The organism is Pseudomonas capsici (genome assembly GCF_017165765.1).
GTDB classification, from domain to species: Bacteria; Pseudomonadota; Gammaproteobacteria; order Pseudomonadales; family Pseudomonadaceae; genus Aquipseudomonas; species Aquipseudomonas capsici.
Genome location: NZ_JAFGZD010000008.1, coordinates 20,021 through 37,515 on the forward strand (window position 1 = coordinate 20,021; position 17,495 = coordinate 37,515).

General features: G+C 60.1%; 17 protein-coding genes. 9 read left to right on the forward strand and 8 right to left on the reverse strand.

Annotation, left to right across the window (positions count from 1 at the left end):
* Positions 1-29: 29 nt before the first annotated feature.
* Positions 30-806: a ferredoxin--NADP reductase gene (locus JSY17_RS13015; protein ID WP_206401880.1), complete on the reverse strand. Its 777-nt coding sequence runs from the start codon at positions 804-806 to the stop codon at positions 30-32.
* A gap of 341 nt (positions 807-1,147) precedes the next feature.
* Between JSY17_RS13015 and JSY17_RS13020 the strand changes: the two genes are divergently transcribed.
* Together JSY17_RS13020 and JSY17_RS13025 are read left to right on the forward strand one after the other, a co-directional pair.
* Positions 1,148-1,381, forward strand: coding sequence for a helix-turn-helix domain-containing protein (locus JSY17_RS13020; RefSeq protein WP_117163446.1), 234 nt, complete (start codon positions 1,148-1,150; stop codon positions 1,379-1,381).
* Between the two features lie 130 nt (positions 1,382-1,511).
* A complete protein-coding gene (locus JSY17_RS13025; protein ID WP_206401882.1) occupies positions 1,512-2,636 on the forward strand; it encodes a methyltransferase in 1,125 nt (374 codons plus the stop codon).
* A gap of 79 nt (positions 2,637-2,715) precedes the next feature.
* Here JSY17_RS13025 and JSY17_RS13030 read toward each other — a convergent pair whose 3' ends face one another.
* From JSY17_RS13030 to JSY17_RS13040, 3 genes are read right to left on the reverse strand one after another with little or no spacing between them, the layout of a single operon-like run.
* Positions 2,716-2,883, reverse strand: coding sequence for a DUF2474 domain-containing protein (locus JSY17_RS13030; RefSeq protein WP_117163448.1), 168 nt, complete (start codon positions 2,881-2,883; stop codon positions 2,716-2,718).
* A gap of 21 nt (positions 2,884-2,904) precedes the next feature.
* Positions 2,905-3,912 (reverse strand): cytochrome d ubiquinol oxidase subunit II, encoded by a 1,008-nt coding sequence (gene cydB, locus JSY17_RS13035; protein ID WP_117182054.1) that lies wholly within the window; start codon positions 3,910-3,912, stop codon positions 2,905-2,907.
* 3 nt (positions 3,913-3,915) lie between these two features.
* On the reverse strand, positions 3,916-5,355 hold the full coding sequence (locus JSY17_RS13040; protein ID WP_122371744.1) for a cytochrome ubiquinol oxidase subunit I: 1,440 nt from the start codon (positions 5,353-5,355) through the stop codon (positions 3,916-3,918).
* 433 nt (positions 5,356-5,788) lie between these two features.
* Here JSY17_RS13040 and JSY17_RS13045 point away from each other — a divergent pair, with 433 nt between their 5' ends.
* The 5 genes from JSY17_RS13045 (at position 5,789) to JSY17_RS13065 (ending at position 11,552) form a co-directional block, all read left to right on the forward strand.
* On the forward strand, positions 5,789-7,084 hold the full coding sequence (locus JSY17_RS13045) for an NCS2 family permease (RefSeq protein ID WP_117182052.1): 1,296 nt from the start codon (positions 5,789-5,791) through the stop codon (positions 7,082-7,084).
* Positions 7,081-8,166 (forward strand): tRNA (uridine(54)-C5)-methyltransferase TrmA, encoded by a 1,086-nt coding sequence (gene trmA, locus JSY17_RS13050; RefSeq protein WP_206401884.1) that lies wholly within the window; start codon positions 7,081-7,083, stop codon positions 8,164-8,166. The genes JSY17_RS13045 and trmA overlap by 4 nt, the downstream gene beginning before the upstream one ends.
* Positions 8,167-8,304: 138 nt before the next feature.
* Positions 8,305-9,582 carry an MFS transporter gene (locus tag JSY17_RS13055; RefSeq protein ID WP_117182050.1) on the forward strand — a complete coding sequence of 426 codons (1,278 nt, stop codon included), beginning with the start codon at positions 8,305-8,307 and terminating at the stop codon, positions 9,580-9,582.
* A 91-nt stretch (positions 9,583-9,673) separates the two neighbouring features.
* On the forward strand, positions 9,674-10,558 hold the full coding sequence (ypfJ, locus tag JSY17_RS13060) for a KPN_02809 family neutral zinc metallopeptidase (RefSeq protein ID WP_206401886.1): 885 nt from the start codon (positions 9,674-9,676) through the stop codon (positions 10,556-10,558).
* 4 nt (positions 10,559-10,562) lie between these two features.
* Positions 10,563-11,552 carry an alpha/beta hydrolase gene (locus tag JSY17_RS13065; protein ID WP_117182048.1) on the forward strand — a complete coding sequence of 330 codons (990 nt, stop codon included), beginning with the start codon at positions 10,563-10,565 and terminating at the stop codon, positions 11,550-11,552.
* Positions 11,553-11,594: 42 nt separating this feature from the next.
* On the opposite strand, the gene JSY17_RS13070 is transcribed toward JSY17_RS13065, so the two are convergent.
* The 3 genes from JSY17_RS13070 to JSY17_RS13080 form a co-directional block, all read right to left on the reverse strand.
* Positions 11,595-12,188, reverse strand: coding sequence for an HAD family hydrolase (locus JSY17_RS13070; protein ID WP_200998848.1), 594 nt, complete (start codon positions 12,186-12,188; stop codon positions 11,595-11,597).
* A complete protein-coding gene (gene tesB / locus JSY17_RS13075; protein ID WP_200998846.1) occupies positions 12,185-13,054 on the reverse strand; it encodes an acyl-CoA thioesterase II in 870 nt (289 codons plus the stop codon). The genes JSY17_RS13070 and tesB overlap by 4 nt, the downstream gene beginning before the upstream one ends.
* An 88-nt stretch (positions 13,055-13,142) precedes the next feature.
* On the reverse strand, positions 13,143-13,712 hold the full coding sequence (locus JSY17_RS13080) for a GNAT family N-acetyltransferase (protein WP_117184869.1): 570 nt from the start codon (positions 13,710-13,712) through the stop codon (positions 13,143-13,145).
* Positions 13,713-13,832: 120 nt separating this feature from the next.
* Between JSY17_RS13080 and JSY17_RS13085 the strand changes: the two genes are divergently transcribed.
* Together JSY17_RS13085 and JSY17_RS13090 are read left to right on the forward strand one after the other, a co-directional pair.
* Complete coding sequence (locus tag JSY17_RS13085; protein WP_206401888.1) at positions 13,833-14,747, forward strand: histone deacetylase family protein; 915 nt, start codon at positions 13,833-13,835, stop codon at positions 14,745-14,747.
* 78 nt (positions 14,748-14,825) lie between these two features.
* Positions 14,826-16,097, forward strand: a complete 1,272-nt coding sequence (locus JSY17_RS13090) for a TIGR03862 family flavoprotein (RefSeq protein WP_206401890.1) — start codon at positions 14,826-14,828, stop codon at positions 16,095-16,097.
* A gap of 47 nt (positions 16,098-16,144) precedes the next feature.
* Here the strand turns inward: JSY17_RS13090 and JSY17_RS13095 are convergent, their stop codons facing one another.
* The gene (locus tag JSY17_RS13095) at positions 16,145-17,473 is read right to left on the reverse strand and encodes a DEAD/DEAH box helicase (protein ID WP_117184865.1); all 1,329 of its coding nucleotides are present in this window, start codon (positions 17,471-17,473) and stop codon (positions 16,145-16,147) included.
* Between the last annotated feature and the right edge of the window lie 22 nt (positions 17,474-17,495).

A 17,495-nucleotide genomic window follows, 5' to 3' on the forward strand; every position in this document is an offset into this window, starting at 1 on the left:
GGTGGGAGCTGATTCATCCGCGAAGCCCCTTACCAGTAATTCTCCACAACGACCTGCCCCGGTCGACGGGTCAGGTTCAGTTGCATGTCCCGCTGTTTGAGCACGGCCCGGGTGTCGTCGATCATCTGCGGGTTGCCGCAGATCATCACTCGCGAATGCTCGGGCGTCAGTTCGACACCGGCGGCACGCTCCAGCTCGCCACTTTCGATCAAGTGCGTGATCCGGCCATGCAGGGCGCCAGGATGCTGCTCACGGGTCACAGTGGGCAGGAACAGGAACTTGTCGACGTACTCGGCCAGGTAATCGCGCTGCATCAACTCGTCAATCAACTGTTGATAAGCCAGCTCTCTGGACTCCCGGACGCTGTAGACCAGAATGATGCGTTCGAATTTATCCCAGATCTCGAAGTCCTGAAGGATCGAGAGAAAAGGCGCGACGCCGGTGCCTGTGGATAACAGCCACAAATCTCGCCCGTCGACAAAGCGATCCGGCGTCAGGTAACCGGTCGCCAGCTTTTCCACCAGCAAGGTGTCGCCTTCGCGCAGGCGGCTGAGTTCACTGGTGAACTCCCCGCCCGGTACCACGATGGAAAAGAACTCCAGAAACTCGTCATGGGGCGCCGAAACCATCGAGTAGGCACGCCATACCGTGCTGCCGTCGGCCTTGGTCACCCCAAGGCGAGCGAATTGCCCGGCACGAAAACGGAAACCGGGATCGCGAGTGGTACGCAGAGTGAACAGATTGTCGGTCAACGGCGTCACGCGCTGCAGTGTCTGCCGGGTGAACTTGTCTTCGCTGGCGGTCATGGGACGCTTCTGGCTCCGGAGCTGGAAAAGGCTTCCAGTGTCCTCCAAAGCGCGCCCGATAAACACCGGCTGTTTGTAGTGATTTGGGCGACATCGAATACCGGCAATTTAGAGTATTTGGTTCTTGGGCCAGACTCTGGTTAGTTGAAAGCCTGTACATCCCGCAGAGCTGCAAACCCGCACACGCCTGTCTTTCAGCTCAAAAACCACTCTTTTGAATACAAAAAAGCCATCACGCCACTCGTCTAGATAGCATCGCCCTCAATCTGGATACGGTGGTTTTTTTCTAGACTGCTTAGACAAGACAGCAACATCTCGCCATCAAAGGCATGGAGGCGATCATGGGATCCATGGAATTCAACTCACCATCCCCATTTCCAGCAAAAAACCTGACACAACGAGAAATCGAAATCCTCAAGTGGTCCGCGGAAGGCAAGACTGCGGGCGACATCGCAATCATCCTGAGCCTGAAAGAACGCACCATTCATTTTCATATCGCCAGTGCGATACAGAAAATGGGGGTTTGCAACAAGACCGCTGCGGCCGTCCAGGCGGCCTTGAGAGGGATGTTCTGAGGAGGTCGGCAATCGACCCGCAACATGGAGGGTGCCAAACAGCAAAAAGCACGTAAACTTGCCGATCTCAGCGAGCCCATTCGATGCCGGGCTCGCATGACATACGTCGATTCCCAGAGTTTTCCTGCCCATGCCCGTGCTGACCAGTCCTTTCGCTCAACTTGATCTTATTCGCCAACCCGAACAACAAGATGAGCCGTTGCAGGCATTTGATGCAGCAGATGAATACCTGCTGAACCATGTGGCAGAAACCGGCCTGACCCTGCAGAGCAAGGTGCTGGTGCTCAACGACAGTTTTGGCGCATTGGCCGCAAGCCTCGCGCAGCATGCAACGGTGGTCAGCAGCACCGATTCGTATCTGGCGGCACAAGGCCTGGAAAAGAACCTGACCCGCAATGGCATGGCCTATGACGCCGTGCCCGTGATCCCTGCCAGCGAGCCTTTGAACGGCCCTTTCGACTGGGTGCTGATCCGGGTTCCCAAGACCATGGCGCTGCTGGAAGAACAACTCATTCGCCTGCAAGGCCAGTTGGCTCCGGGTGCCCGGGTGATCGCTGCGGCGATGGTCAAGCACCTGCCACGCTCGGCCGGTGACCTGCTGGAAGAGTATGTGGGTCCGGTACAGGCATCGCTGGCCGTTAAAAAGGCACGCCTGCTGTTCTGCACTCCAGAATCCAGGCCGGTCCTGACTTCGCCCTATCCGACCCGCTACAAGCTCGATCAACCCGCCATCGAACTGCTCAACCACGCCAACGTTTTCTGCCGCGACAGCCTGGATATCGGCACTCGGGCCTTCCTGCCCTATCTCCCCAAAAACCTGGGCTCGGCCAGAGTCGCCGATCTGGGCTGCGGCAATGGTGTGCTGGCCATCGCCAGCGCACTGGACAACCCGGATGCCCATTACACCCTTGTGGATGAGTCCTTCATGGCCGTGCAGTCGGCTGCCGAGAACTGGCAGGCGACGCTGGGAGAACGCGAAGTGGTCATTCGTGCCGCCGACGGTCTGGCCAGCCAGGCACCGGACTCTCTGGATGTCGTGCTCTGCAACCCGCCCTTCCATCAACAGCAGGTGGTCGGCGACTTTCTGGCCTGGCGCATGTTCCTTCAGGCAAGGGCTTCACTGGTGGTCGGTGGTGCGCTGTATATCGTCGGCAATCGCCATCTGGGCTATCACAGCAAACTGGCGCGACTGTTCCGCGGCGTGGAACAGGTCGCCGCAACGCCCAAGTTTGTGATTCTCAAAGCCCGTAAATGAAACTCAAAAAAAACCCTCCGCGAGGAGGGTCATGAAGCCGTGTCCATAAAACACGGGATGGGAATTCAGTGCGGTTCGATCAGTGGGTGGTCAATCCCGCTGCGTTCATGAACATGCGCATCAGGCTGGCCACGATGAACAGCGCAAATACACTGCCTGCCCAGATACCGACCAGCCAGGCCAGCCGTTGCCAGAGCGGCTTGCTCAAGGCAGGATCCTTGTCGTGCATGGAATCTTTGCCAGACATCGCCAATCTCCTCTATTCGGACTAGTGGTAACCGTCTTCAGCAGTCACCTTGCCGCGGAAAACGTAATAGCTCCAGAAGGTGTACCCCAGAATGAACGGGATGATGAACAGCGTGCCCACCAGCATGAAGCCCTGGCTCTGAGGCGGAGCCGCAGCATCCCAGATGGAGACCGACGGCGGAATGATATTGGGCCACAGGCTGATCCCCAGGCCGCTGTAACCCAGAAAGATCAGCAGCAGGGTCAGCAGGAACGGCGTGTAATGGGCATTGCGGGCTACCGCCTTGAACAGCCCGTACATGGTGACCAGCACCAGAATCGGCACCGGCATGAACCAGAACAGGTTCGGCAGGCTGAACCAGCGGGTGGCAATGTCCGGGTGAGCCAGCGGCGTCCAGAGACTTACAATCCCGATGACCGCCAGCGTCGCCAGCGCCAGGGGACGTGCAAGATCGTGCATCGCCGCCTGCAACGGACCTTCGGTCTTCATGATCAGCCAGGTGCAGCCCAGCAACGCATAGGCGACGATCAGGGCCAGACCGCAGAACATCGGGAACGGTGCCATCCAGTCCAGCGAACCACCGGCGAACTCGCGATTGACCACCGGAATGCCTTCGATGAAAGCCCCCAGCGCCACGCCCTGGAAGAAGGTCGCAACCAGCGAGCCGCCAATGAACGCCTTATCCCAAAGATGACGCTTCTCTTCGGTAGCCTTGAAGCGGAACTCGAAAGCGACGCCGCGAAAGATCAGCCCCATCAGCATGAAGATCAGTGGCAGATAAAGCGCCGACAGCACCACTGCATAGGCCATGGGAAAGGCCCCGAACAATGCGGCCCCGCCCAGTACCAGCCAGGTTTCGTTGCCATCCCAGACCGGAGCGACGGTGTTCATCATCACATCGCGGTCGGAGCTGTCTTTCATGAACGGGAAGAGAATCCCGATACCCAGGTCAAAGCCGTCCATCACCACGTACATCATGATGCCGAAGATGATGATGACCGCCCAGATCAGTGGAAGATCGATGCCCATGACTCAGTTCCCCTTGCTCAGGCTGTCGAGGTTGTCGCCGTCTTCGGAGCCTTCGACGGCAGCGGAGAGCGGACGGGCTGGCGTACGTTTCTGGCCTGGACCGCCAGTCGGCGTGTGCTCGACGTGCTTCTTCGGTCCTTTGCGCACCAGACGCAGCATGTAACTGAGGCCGGCACCAAACAGCAGGAAGTAGACGACCACGAACAGCACCAGGGTGATGCTCATTTGCGTGACGCTGTGGCCGGACGAAGCATCCGCCGTGCGCATCAGGCCGTAGACGACCCAGGGCTGACGACCGATTTCAGTGGTGAACCAACCCGCCAGGATCGCGATCAGTCCCGATGGCCCCATCCACAACGCCAGATAGAGGAAGGGGCGCGAGGTGTACAGCGCATCACGCTTACGCAGCCAGAGGCTCCACAACCCGGTAAAGATCATCAGGAAACCCAGGCCGACCATGATCCGGAACGTCCAGAACACGGTGGTCGAATTGGGTCGATCCTCGGGCTTGAACTCCTTGAGCGCCGGAACTTGCTTGTCCAGGCTGTGGGTCAGGATCAGGCTACCCAGGTACGGGATTTCCACGGCATATTTGGTCCGCTCTTCCTTCATGTCGGGCCAGCCGAACAGGATCAGAGGCGTCGGTTCGTCACCGACGTTTTCCCAGTGGCCCTCGATGGCGGCGATTTTTGCCGGCTGGTGCTTGAGAGTGTTCAAGCCGTGGAAGTCACCGACGACTGCCTGCAGCGGCGCAACCAGCAACGCCATCCACATGGCCATCGACAGCATCTTGCGTATCGCCGGGGTGTCGCGTCCGCGCAGTAAATGCCAGGCTGCCGAGGAGCCGACAAAGAATGCGGTCGCCACAAAGGCAGCAATCGACATGTGCGCCAGGCGATACGGGAAGGACGGGTTGAAGACCACCGCGAACCAGTCGGTGGGGATCACTCGACCGTCGATGATTTCAAAACCTTGCGGCGTCTGCATCCAGCTGTTGGACGACAGGATCCAGAAGGTGGAGATCAGGGTGCCGATGGCGACCATGACCGTCGAGAAGAAGTGCAGCTTGCGGCCGACCCGGTTCCAGCCGAACAGCATCACACCGAGGAAACCCGCTTCGAGGAAGAAGGCCGTCAGCACCTCATAGGTCAGCAACGGCCCGGTAACCGCACCGGCAAAGTCGGAAAAGCGGCTCCAGTTGGTGCCGAACTGATAGGCCATGACCAGACCGGAAACCACGCCCATGCCGAAGTTGACGGCAAATATCTTCGACCAGAAATGGTAGAGATCGCGGTAAACGTCGTTGCCGGTCTTCAGCCACAGGCCTTCGAGCACAGCCAGGTAACTCGCCAGACCAATGGTGATGGCAGGAAACAGGATGTGGAACGAAATCGTGAATGCGAACTGGATGCGGGCAAGATCTAATGCCTCCAAACCGAACATGATTCTTCCTCTATTCAGGTGATACCGGCCTTTGGCAGAAAGCCATCAGCGATTGCCCCACGGTCATGGAGTCGATGCATCGGAAGTCTTCTGATGAGTATCTCGATGCTGGTTTCATGCTTTCGGTTCACATGAAATGTGTGAACGCAATGACGCAGGTCAACCGACGATGAAAGAGTAGTCCCATTCAGGCCTTGAGGCTGCGTGGTCTATTGACGCGTGGCGAGTTGTCTCACCCCTGCGCAGAGACTCCGACAAGGGCTGCAGCCCCCTAGGCGATAAGGCGCACTTCACAAAGCAGCCACAGCCTCAACCTGCTGGTATGATGCGCGGCTTTTTCCGACTCGCAGAAACGGCGGGCTGCTGCGTCAGCCTGTGCTTTGCTTCTGGAGTCAAACATTCACGACGCAGGCCGCGTTACGGAGAGCCAGACATGCTGGAAAGGCTGTTTCAACTCAAGGCACACAACACCAACGTGAGGACCGAGATTCTTGCGGGCGTCACGACCTTCCTGGCCATGGCATACATCCTGTTCGTCAACCCGAGCATCCTGGGCGAAACCGGCATGGACAAGGGCGCGCTGTTCGTCGCCACCTGTCTGGCCGCCGCCATCGGCTCGGCCGTGATGGGCCTGATCGCCAACTACCCGATTGCCCTGGCACCGGGCATGGGCCTCAATGCCTTCTTTACCTACACCGTGGTCCTGCACATGGGCCATACCTGGCAAGTGGCGCTGGGTGCGGTCTTCATTTCGGCGGTGATGTTCTTCCTGCTGTCGCTGTTCAAGATCCGCGAGTGGATCATCAACAGCATTCCCCTGCCCCTGCGCTCGGCAATTGCAGCCGGCATCGGCCTGTTCCTGGCCCTGATCGCCCTGCATAACGCCGGCATCGTGGTCAGCAACCCGGCCACCATGATCGGCATGGGCGACCTGAAACAACCGGCTCCGATCCTGGCGACCCTGGGCTTCTTCCTGATCGTGGCGCTGGACCAGCTCAAGGTCCGCGGCGCAGTCCTGATCGGCATTCTGGTCACCACCCTCGCTTCCATCCTGCTGGGCTTCACGCCGTTTGGCGGCGTGGTGTCGATGCCACCGTCCCTGGCTCCGACCTTCCTGCAACTGGACATCATGGGCGCGCTGGACGTTGGACTGGTCAGCATCATCTTCGCCTTCCTGTTCGTGGATATCTTCGACAACTCCGGCACCCTGATCGGCGTCGCCAAGCGTGCGGGCCTGATGGGCAAGGACGGGCACATGCCGAAAATGGGCCGTGCGCTGATCGCCGACAGCACCGCCGCCATGGCCGGCTCGCTGCTGGGTACCTCGACCACCACCAGCTACATCGAATCCGCAGCCGGCGTCAGTGCCGGTGGTCGCACCGGCCTGACCGCCATCGTGGTCAGCGTGCTGTTTCTGCTGGCGCTGTTCTTCGCACCACTGGCCAGCAGCGTGCCTGCTTTCGCCACGGCACCGGCCTTGCTGTTCGTCGCGGTGCTGATGGCTTCCGGCATGGCTGAAATCGACTGGGAAGATCTCACTGTCGCGGCTCCGGTAGTGATTACTGCCCTGGCCATGCCTTTCACCTACTCCATCGCCAACGGCATCGCCTTTGGCTTCATTTCCTGGACAGCGATCAAGCTGCTTTCGGGACGCGGGCGCGAGCTGAACTCGGCGCTGGTGATCCTGTCGATTCTGTTCGTGATCAAGCTGGGCTGGTTCAACGCATGAGTGTTCCTTTCGATCCCGCGAGCTACGATCGTCAGCTCGAAGAAAAAGCCGTCCGGTTGCGTGAGCTGCTGGCTCCTTTCGACGCACCCGAGCCGCAGGTATTCGACTCGCCACGCGAGCATTACCGCCTGCGTGCAGAGTTTCGTCTGTGGCGCGAAGACCAGAAGCGTTACTACGCCATGTTCGCCCCGGGCGACAACAAGACGCCGATCCTGCTCGAAGGTCTGCCCATCGCCAGCGAGCGTATCAACGCGTTGATGCCTGTGCTGCGCGAGCGCTGGGAAGCCAGCCCGACGCTGAACCACAAGCTGTTCCAGGTGGATTTCCTGACCACCCTGGCGGGCGATGCCATGATTACCATGTGCTATCACCGTCCGCTGGACGAGGAATGGCAAGCCGAAGCGCAGACATTGGCGAGCGACCTGAATGTCAGCCTGATCGGCCGCTCCAAGGGCCAGCGTCTGGTGATCGGCCAGGATTACGTGACCGAAAAACTGGAAGTTGCCGGTCGCACGTTCAGCTATCGCCAGCCTGAAGGCGCGTTCACCCAGCCCAACGGCACCGTGAACCAGAAGATGCTCAACTGGGCCTATGAGGCGTTGGGCGAACGTAGTGACGATCTGCTGGAGCTGTATTGCGGCAACGGCAACTTCACCCTGCCGCTGGCCACCCGCGTGCGCAAGGTGCTGGCGACCGAAATCAGCAAGACGTCGGTGAATGCCGCACTGAGCAACCTGGATGACAACGCGGTGGATAACGTCACGCTGGTGCGTCTTTCTGCCGAAGAACTGACCCAGGCGCTGAACGATGTACGACCTTTCCGCCGCCTGCAGGGCGTGGATTTGAAAAGCTATGAGTTCGCCAGTGTGTTCGTCGACCCGCCACGGGCCGGCATGGACCCGGACACCTGCGAGCTGACCCGCCGCTTCGAGCGCATCCTGTACATCTCGTGCAACCCGGAAACCCTGGCCGCCAACATCGCCCAACTGCACGATACCCACCGGATCGAGCGTTGCGCGCTGTTTGACCAGTTCCCCTATACACACCATATGGAATCAGGGGTTCTGCTGGTCAGGCGTTGATTGCCTTTCGCGAATGAGCGGAGCGCCGCTCATTCGCGAACAACGCCACACAAAACAATTTAGTTACTTCATGTGTAGCGCTCCATGGGCTAAGGTATAGCCGCACCCGCATACCCGCCGCTTCGATGGATAACTGTCTTGAGTTCTGAATCCCCCGCCACCTCAGTCAAACTGTCCCGCGCACCAGGCTTCATCAATTTCATCCTTGCACGACTGCTGGCGGTCTTCGCCATGCAGATCCAGGCCATTGTCGTGGCCTGGCAGGTGTATGACATGACCCGCGAGCCGATGGCACTGGCCTATGTGGGGCTTGCCCAGTTCATTCCCATGTTGCTGCTGCTCATGCCAGCCGGGGATCTGATCGATCGCTACAACCGCAAGCTGATCCTGAGCATCAGTTGGGCGGTGCAGGCGCTGTGCGGGCTGATTCTGCTGCTGTTTTCGGCGCTCAAGCTGCAAGACCTGCGTCTGATCTACGGTGCTCTCGTGCTCTATGGCTGCGCCCGTGCATTCACAGGGCCGGCACTGCAAAGCCTGCTGCCTCAGATCGTACCCAGAGAACAGCTCGCCTCGGCCATCGCCACCAACAGCGTCATCATGCGTTGCTCCACCGTGGCCGGGCCGTTGATCGGTGGCGGCCTTTATGCGCTGGGTGGCGCAGAACTGACGTATTCGACCTGTGTGCTTTCATTCCTGGTGGGCATCCTTTGCCTGAGCCGGGTCGCGACACCTTTTGCAGGCAAGCCTGTAGACCTGGGTGACGGCGCCTGGCAGCGCTTTACCGCCGGCATCGCCTTCATCCGTTCGCGCCCCATCATTCTGGGCACCATTTCTCTGGACCTGTTCGCCGTATTGCTCGGTGGCGTGGTGGCCCTGCTGCCCATCTATGCCCATGAGGTCCTGCATCTCGGCCCACAAGGCCTGGGCGCACTGCGCGCCGCCATGAGCCTGGGCGAACTGGCGACCGGGGTTTACCTGAGCATGCGACCTTTGGACCGCAACGTCGGCATGACCATGTTCCTGGCGGTGGGTGTGTTCGGTGTGGCGAATCTGGTGTTTGCCCTGTCCACCCTCTTCTGGCTGTCCTGCCTTGCCCTGTTGATCGCGGGCGCGGCGGACATGGTCAGCGTCTACATTCGCTCGGCTCTGGTGCAGTTCTCGACGCCGGATGCCATGCGTGGCCGGGTCAATGCGGTCAACATGCTGTTTATCGGCTCATCCAACGAGTTGGGTGAGTTTCGCGCCGGCACCAGCGCTTCCCTGATCGGCCCGGTTCCTGCGGCGATCATGGGCGGCCTGTGCACGCTGGGTGTCGTGGGTGCCTGGATGGTCGGGTTCAAGAGCCTGCGACGAGTGAACCACTTTGCCGATGCAGCGCCACCTGTAGAGAACGAGCAGCGGACAAAATCGGCGTAATACAGACCGAATCCATATAGATAGACAGCCGGACTGGCGAAGCGACGTATCACCGGCAACACTCCCTAGAGTTCAGCGGAGGGCTTTCAGAATGCTGTGGAAAAAAGGCCGACGCAGCGATAACGTAGTCGATGCTCGCGATGGCAGTAGCGGCGGTGGCGGCATGCGCATCGGCGGCAAGGGCCTGAGCCTGGGCGGCATAGTGATTATCGTCGCCTTCGGCTTGCTGACCGGCCAGGACCCGATGCAGATTCTCGGGCAACTCGCCGGCGAAATGACGCAACCATCCTCTCAAGTCAGCCCTCAGCCCCGCCAGGCCCCACCCGCCAACGATCAGCAGGCCGAGTTCGTGCGCAGCGTGCTGGGCGATACCGAAGATACCTGGCGGGCCGTGTTTGCCCAGAATGGTCGCCAGTACAAGGACCCGGTTCTGGTGCTGTTTCGCGGTCAGGTGAACTCTGCGTGCGGTTTTGCGACGTCTGCCACAGGCCCCTTCTATTGCCCTGCCGACCAGCAGATTTATCTGGATCTGGATTTCTTTCGCGAAATGTCCCAGCGCTTTTCGGCTGCCGGGGATTTCGCCCAGGCTTATGTCATCGCCCATGAAGTGGGCCATCACGTGCAGACCCTGCTCGGCATTTCAGCCAAGGTCCAGACGGCTCGCCAACAAGGCCAGCGCATGGAAGGCAACAACGGCCTGCTGGTCCGCCAGGAGTTGCAGGCCGACTGTCTTGCCGGGGTTTGGGCCTACAACGCACAAAAGCGTTTGAACTGGCTTGAGCCGGGTGATATTGAAGAGGCACTGAATGCGGCAAACGCCATTGGCGATGATCGCTTGCAGCAGCAAAGCCGTGGCCGGGTCGTACCGGACTCCTTCACCCATGGAACGTCAGCCCAGCGAGTGCGCTGGTTCAAGGCCGGTTTTGCACAAGGTCAAATCAACCAATGCGATACATTCGCCGCCAAGAGTCTCTGAGCATATGATCAAACCGCTTGTGGTCCTGTTGTTAAGCACTGCCTTCGCGAGCTTCGGCGCTCATGCCGAGGATCAAGCGGTAAAATCGATCAGCCCGGATCGTCTGACCATCAATGGCAGTCAGGCCACACTGGGCCTGAGCCAGGAATGGGTCCATCCCAAACCGCGGATCGAGCGCGTCGTGATCGTGCTGCACGGTCGCCTGCGCAATGCGCAAACCTACCTGCGCAGTATCGAGCGAGCGGCCAACCAGTCCAAGGAGCGCAGCAAGACCCTGCTGATCGCCCCGCAATTCCTGGACGAGAAAGATATCGTGGCGCACCACTTGTCCGACTCCATCCTGCGCTGGCGTCAGAACACCTGGATGGAAGGTGCCACGGCTGTGGATCCCAAGCCGATCAGTTCCTTCATCGTTCTCGATCATATTCTCAAGCGCCTGAGCGACAGCAAGCTGTTCCCCAACCTCAAGGAAATTGTCATCGCCGGCCATTCCGGTGGTGCTCAGGTGGTGCAGCGCTACGCGATGATTGGCGGCAAGGAAGATGCGCTGCTCAACCGTGAAGGCGTGAAGCTGCGTTATGTGATCGCCAACCCGTCGTCCTACGCCTACTTCGACAGCGAGCGCCCCGAAACCGTATCGGCGCAGAGTTGCCCCAACTTCGACGACTGGAAGTACGGCCTGAAGAAAATGCCGTTCTACTCGGGCAAGGAAAAGCCTGCGGATATCGAAAAGGCCTACGTGAAGCGCGATATCACCTATCTGCTGGGCGAACTGGACACCGACCTCAACCATCCGGCGCTGGACAAGACCTGTGCAGCCGAAGCACAGGGTCCGAACAGGCTGACTCGCGGGCAGAACTACTTCAAGTACCTGCAGAAACGTCACCCGGAAGGGCTTAACCAACGTCTGGTCATCGTGCCGAAAGTCGGACACAGCGGTGACGGGATCTTTACCTCGCCTGAAGGGCAGGCGGTTTTGTTCAAGCCGTTTTGACAGCGTTCGCGAATGAGCGGAGCTCCGCTCATTCGCGAATGATCACTGATCCAGCATGCCCCGCAATGCCACACAATCGGCGACATGCCAGTCGGCCAGCTCTGGCCAGGGATTTTCAGGCAGGTTGACCAGAACTGTTCTGGCACCCGCGGCACGACCACAATCCAGGTCATGGCGGTAGTCACCGATCATGACCATCTGCTTTGGCGATACATCCCACGCCCCCGCCAGCTTCAAGAGACCGGCCGGGTCGGGTTTTGGTGTCGCTTCGTCACGCCCCAGGACATCCTCGATTGCAAAACAGTCCGCAATACCAATCGCCTCAAGGGTGATGTAAGCCAGTTCACGGGCATTACGGGTCAGAATACCCAGGCGATAGCCACGTCCGGACAGCTCGCGCACCAGTTCGACAGCGCCTTCGGCCGGTCGGGAGGCCAGCGCCAGTTCACGCTCATGCTCCAGCAACCAGGCATGTTTGGCCGCAGAGACATCCGCAGGCAAGGCTGCCAGATGCCGAAGAATGTCGTCCTCCAGCGGAATATCCAGCGCCCGCTTGATGGCCGGGAAGTCATGCACGGCGATGGTCAGGGTGCCGTCCATGTCGAACACCCAGTTCTGAATATCCTTGAGGCTCATGACCAGTCCTTGCGATGGCGGATCAGACCTTCCTGGCTGACCGAGGCGACCAGTTGCCCGGCGCGGTTGAAAATACTGCCGCGAGAAAAACCGCGGGAGTTGCCGGCCCATGGGCTGTCCATGGCGTACAGCAGCCAGTCATCGGCGCGCAGGTCGCTGTGGAACCAGAGCGAATGGTCGAGGCTGGCGACCTGCATGTCACGTTGCCAGACCGTTTTGCCATGGGGCAGCAGGGAAGTGGTCAGCAGATTGAAGTCCGAGGCGTAGGCCAGCAGGTATTTGTGCAACGCCGGAATGTCCTTCAGGGTGCCATCGGCTCGGAACCAGACATATTTCACCGGCTCACCCGGCTTCGGGTTGTACGGGTCTTCAGCGGTGACAGGGCGAAATTCGATAGGCTTGGGACATAGAAACTTGTCGCGCATGGCTTCGGGAATCAGGTGTGCCCGCCGGGTCAGCAGCTCCAGTTCCGAAGGCAGGTTTTCCGGGCCTGCGATCTGCGGCATGGAGGTCTGATGCTCGAAACCTTCTTCGTCATACTGGAACGATGCGCTGCAGGTGAAGATCGGCTTGCCCTTCTGGATCGCTGTCACCCGGCGCGTGCTGAAGCTGCCACCGTCACGCACACGGTCGACCTGATAGACCACAGGCAAGGCGGCATCGCCGGGGCGCAGAAAGTAGCCGTGCAGGGAATGAACATGTCGATCTTCTTCTACGGTCTGGCTGGCGGCCGACAGCGACTGCCCCAACACCTGCCCGCCAAACAGCTGGCGAAAGCCGAGGTCTTGGCTGCGACCGCGAAAAAGATTTTCCTCGATCGGTTCCAGCGTCAGCAGCTCGACCAGATCATCCAACACTTGGCTCATTCATGGCTCCTCGCACAAAACATACCCACGCGCGCAAGGCCTGCGCGGCAGGGTTGAAATGATACAGAATTTAATGCGGCTGGCTGAATCAGGGTTTGAGCGTGTTGAGCCACTGCTCACGGTTTATTCGATACAAGACATGAGGCTTGAGCGGATGCCCGTCCTCAATGCCGGGATGATCGAAGTCATCACCCGCATCGTGCTGCATGCCAATAGCCTGCATCACTTTCTGCGATGGCTCGTTGCTGCCTGCCGTGAACGACACGATTTCCTCAAGCCCAAGACGCTCGAAGCCACAGCCCAGCACCGTCCAGGCTGCTTCGCTGGCAAAGCCCAGCCCCCAGTGCTCACGCGCCAGACGCCAGCCGATTTCCACCGCTGGCGTGAAATGCGCATCGAAACCCACGACCCCGAGACCGGTAAAACCGATGAAAGCCCCATTGTCCTTGCGCTCAAGAGCCCAGAGACCAAAGCCCAGCTCGGCGAAATGTCCCCGCATGCGCCCGATCATGGCTGCGCTTTCCAGACGGCTCATGGGCTCCGGGAAGTAGCGCATGACCTGCGGATCGGCACACATGGCAGCGAACGCGGGCAGGTCATCGTCCCGCCATTGCCGCATCAGCAGCCGAGCGCTGTCGAGTTTGAGTATCGGCTCCATCGATTCCTCCCTGGTACCACGCAAATGATTGCGCCAGTGTAGCCTGTCAACGCCCAAGGTTGCTGTGCGGCGACCTGCATTACTGGCACTATCCGGCTTCGACCCCAGACCGGACGAAAAATGTCCCTGCCGCTTATCTATCATGATGACTACAGCCCGAACTTCCCGGCTGACCATCGTTTTCCCATGGACAAGTTCCGCCTGCTGCGCGACCACCTGGTCGACAGCGGCCTGGTCCTGGACACCCAGCTTCTGCGCCCGGAACTGTGCCCTGCCGACATTCTGGCACTGGCCCATGACCCTTCCTATATTCAGCGCTACCTGAGCGGAGAATTGTCACGCGAGGATCAGCGCCGACTGGGCCTGCCCTGGAGCGAAGACCTGGCGCGACGCACCATTCGCGCCGTGGGCGGTTCATTGCTGACGGCAGAAAAGGCACTCCAGCATGGCCTGGCCTGTCATCTGGCAGGCGGCACCCATCACGCACACTACGATTACCCCGCCGGATTCTGCATCTTCAACGACCTGGCGATCATCAGCCATTACCTGCTGGCCAGCGGGCGCGTGGGCAAGGTGCTGATCTTCGACTGCGACGTGCATCAGGGCGACGGCACGGCGCGCATTCTCGCCGACACCGAAGACGCCATTACCGTGTCGCTGCACTGCGAAAAGAACTTCCCGGCCCGCAAGGCCCAAAGCGACTGGGACATCCCGTTGCCCATGGGCATGGGCGATGCGGACTATCTGAAAGTCGTCGACGACCTGCTCAACTACCTGCTGCCGATCTACCAGCCGGATCTGGTGCTTTATGACGCAGGCGTGGATGTCCACAAGGACGATGCCCTCGGCTACCTGCAACTGACCGACCAAGGCCTGGCCTGCCGGGACGAAGCTGTCATGCGCCACTGCCTGGGCCGCGATATCCCGGTGATGGGCGTTATCGGCGGCTACAGCAAGGACCGCAAAGCACTGGCTCGCCGACACGGCATACTGCATCACAGTGCGCAGCGGGTCTGGGTGGAAATGGGGTTGTAAGAAACGCTATCACCGGCAAGCCTGACACCTACTTCGGGTAGAATGCGCTACTACTCCGCGATGGACTGCAAACCCACCATGATTGACTCGAATACCCTTCCCTCATCATCCGTCGCCATCATCGGAGGCGGGCCTGCGGGATTGATGGCTGCCGAAGTGTTGAGCCAAGCCGGGATCAAGGTGGATCTGTACGACGCCATGCCGTCGGTGGGACGCAAATTTCTGCTGGCGGGCGTGGGCGGAATGAATATCACGCACTCGGAGCCTTACCCGGCATTTCTGTCGCGCTATGCCGAACGCGCGCCCTTCATTGCTCCGTTGCTGCGCGGCTTCGACGCCGATGCGCTGTGCACGTGGATTCATGAGCTGGGCATCCAGACCTTCGTGGGCAGTTCAGGCCGCGTATTCCCCACCGACATGAAAGCCGCCCCGCTGCTGCGCGCCTGGCTCAAGCGTTTGCGCGAAGCGGGCGTGGCGATTCATAACCGCCATCGCTGGCTGGGCTGGAATGCCGACGGCAGCCTGCGTATTGCCTCTGCGGACGGCGAGCTGGCCATCAAGCCCGATGCAACATTGCTCGCTCTGGGCGGTGCCAGCTGGGCGCGCCTGGGTTCCGATGGCGCCTGGCTGCCGTGGTTGCAAGAACGCGACATTGAAGTTGCGCCGCTGCAGGCCGCCAACTGCGGCTTTGAGGTTGCAGCCTGGAGCGAGTTGCTGCGCAGCAAGTTCGCGGGTGCGCCGCTGAAGAATATCGCCATCGGTCTGCCAGACGACACGCCTCGGCTTGGCGAATGCGTGCTGACTGAAACCGGTGTGGAAGGCAGTCTGGTTTATGCACTGTCGGCGCGGATTCGCGAGCAGATCAACCGTGCAGGCTCGGCGACTGTGCAGATCGATCTGTTGCCCGGCAAGACTCTCACTGATGTGCAAAAAGCCCTGAGCAAACCTCGCGGTTCGCGCTCGATGTCCAAGCATCTGCAAAGCCAGTTGGGAATTGATGGCGTCAAGGCGGCATTACTGCGCGAACTGGCAAGTCGCGAAGCATTTGCCGATCCAGCCTCATTGAGCCAGTCCATCAAGGCCCTGCCCTTGACCCTGATCAAGCCGCGGCCCATCGATGAAGCGATCAGCACCGCAGGCGGCGTGACCTTCGAGGGGCTGGACGAAAACTTGATGCTCAAGCGACTGCCGGGCGTATTCTGCGCCGGCGAGATGCTTGACTGGGAAGCGCCGACCGGCGGCTACCTGCTGACCGCCTGCTTTGCCAGCGGCCGGGCTGCGGGGCTCGGAATCGTTGATTGGTGCGCCCGTGGGAGGGAGCTTGCTCGCGACAGGGCCAGTCAAGACTAAAGAGAGACTGTGCCTTCAAGGTCACTCCCACAGTGAGCGCTGAAAGATCAGGGCTTTTTCTTGCGCGGTCCGGTGTTGAATACCGGCACCTTGCGCACGGCCTTGACCGCTGGCGCAGGCTCGCTATCGCCGCTGTCCACCCACTTGCCCAGATTGCGCTTGCCGCCTGAAACCTTGGGCTTTTTCGGTTTCTTGGGTTTCTTGAGGATTTGTCCACTGGCATCGGTGACCGGCACACGATGCTCGGGCTCGAAATCCTGCTCTTCCTTGCGCACCAGCGTCTGGCGGGTCAGCACTTCAATCGCCGACAGCAGCTCGACTTCATCGGCGCAGACCAGCGAAATCGCTTCCCCGGTAAGACCGGCACGCCCGGTACGCCCGATGCGGTGAACGTAATCCTCGGCAACGATAGGCAGGTCCAGGTTGACCACGGTCGGCAGATCATCGATATCCAGACCACGGGCTGCCACGTCGGTAGCCACCAGAATCTGTACTTCGCTGGCCTTGAAGCGATCCAGAGCACGCTGACGGGTCGCCTGAGGCTTGTCGCCATGGATGCCATCGGCATTGATGCCCAGCCCTTGCAGGCGTTCGACCAATTGATCGACACCGACGCGGGTCTTGGCAAAGACCAGCACCTGGCCCCAGCGCTGCTTTTTCAGCAGATGGATGAACAGCTCGCTCTTGCGCTTCTTGTCCACCGGCACCACCCACTGCTTGACCGAAGACGCCGCCACATTGCGTGGGCTGACTTCGATGCTCAGCGGATCGTTGAGCATCTGCGAAGCCAGCAGACGGATGTCGTCCGAGAAGGTCGCAGAGAACAGCAAGGTCTGGCGACGCTTGGGCAATGCGGCATAAATCCCGCGCAGCTCTTCGGCAAAGCCCAGGTCCAGCATGCGATCGGCTTCATCGAGGATCAGGGTCTGCAGCTGCGAAAACTTGACCGCGTTCTGACGATGCAGATCCAGCAGGCGGCCTGGCGTGGCGACCAGAACATCCACGCCTCTGCGCAGCTTCATCATTTGCGGGTTGATGCTGACGCCGCCATACACCGCATAGGTGCTCAACGGCAGATGCTCGGCATATTGGCGGATGCTTTCATGCACTTGCTCGGCCAGTTCGCGGGTCGGCGCCAGTACCAGCGCACGCACCGAGTTGGGCGCGACTTTCGGGCCTTCCATGGTCAGGCGCTGCAACAGCGGCAAGGCAAAACCGGCAGTCTTGCCAGTGCCGGTCTGGGCGGCGGCCATCAGGTCGCGGCCAGCCAGCACCGGAGGAATCGCCTGTGCCTGAACAGGCGTCGGGGTCTGGTAGCCAAGTGCATCGAGGGCACGCAGCAAGGGTTCGATCAGGCCGAGAGAGGCGAATGTCATGGGAGTACCGTAGGGAAATTCA

Coding starts and splice junctions, on each gene's coding strand:
- JSY17_RS13070 (WP_200998848.1), bottom strand. CDS start 12,188: ATGAGCCTCAAGGATATTCAGAACTGGGTGTTCGACATGGACGGCACC.
- cydB (WP_117182054.1), bottom strand. CDS start 3,912: ATGGGCATCGATCTTCCACTGATCTGGGCGGTCATCATCATCTTCGGC.
- tesB (WP_200998846.1), bottom strand. CDS start 13,054: ATGAGCCAAGTGTTGGATGATCTGGTCGAGCTGCTGACGCTGGAACCG.
- JSY17_RS13020 (WP_117163446.1), top strand. CDS start 1,148: ATGGGATCCATGGAATTCAACTCACCATCCCCATTTCCAGCAAAAAAC.
- JSY17_RS13045 (WP_117182052.1), top strand. CDS start 5,789: ATGCTGGAAAGGCTGTTTCAACTCAAGGCACACAACACCAACGTGAGG.
- JSY17_RS13080 (WP_117184869.1), bottom strand. CDS start 13,712: ATGGAGCCGATACTCAAACTCGACAGCGCTCGGCTGCTGATGCGGCAA.
- JSY17_RS13025 (WP_206401882.1), top strand. CDS start 1,512: ATGCCCGTGCTGACCAGTCCTTTCGCTCAACTTGATCTTATTCGCCAA.
- JSY17_RS13095 (WP_117184865.1), bottom strand. CDS start 17,473: ATGACATTCGCCTCTCTCGGCCTGATCGAACCCTTGCTGCGTGCCCTC.
- JSY17_RS13090 (WP_206401890.1), top strand. CDS start 14,826: ATGATTGACTCGAATACCCTTCCCTCATCATCCGTCGCCATCATCGGA.
- ypfJ (WP_206401886.1), top strand. CDS start 9,674: ATGCTGTGGAAAAAAGGCCGACGCAGCGATAACGTAGTCGATGCTCGC.
- JSY17_RS13065 (WP_117182048.1), top strand. CDS start 10,563: ATGATCAAACCGCTTGTGGTCCTGTTGTTAAGCACTGCCTTCGCGAGC.
- JSY17_RS13040 (WP_122371744.1), bottom strand. CDS start 5,355: ATGTTCGGTTTGGAGGCATTAGATCTTGCCCGCATCCAGTTCGCATTC.
- JSY17_RS13030 (WP_117163448.1), bottom strand. CDS start 2,883: ATGTCTGGCAAAGATTCCATGCACGACAAGGATCCTGCCTTGAGCAAG.
- JSY17_RS13085 (WP_206401888.1), top strand. CDS start 13,833: ATGTCCCTGCCGCTTATCTATCATGATGACTACAGCCCGAACTTCCCG.
- trmA (WP_206401884.1), top strand. CDS start 7,081: ATGAGTGTTCCTTTCGATCCCGCGAGCTACGATCGTCAGCTCGAAGAA.
- JSY17_RS13015 (WP_206401880.1), bottom strand. CDS start 806: ATGACCGCCAGCGAAGACAAGTTCACCCGGCAGACACTGCAGCGCGTG.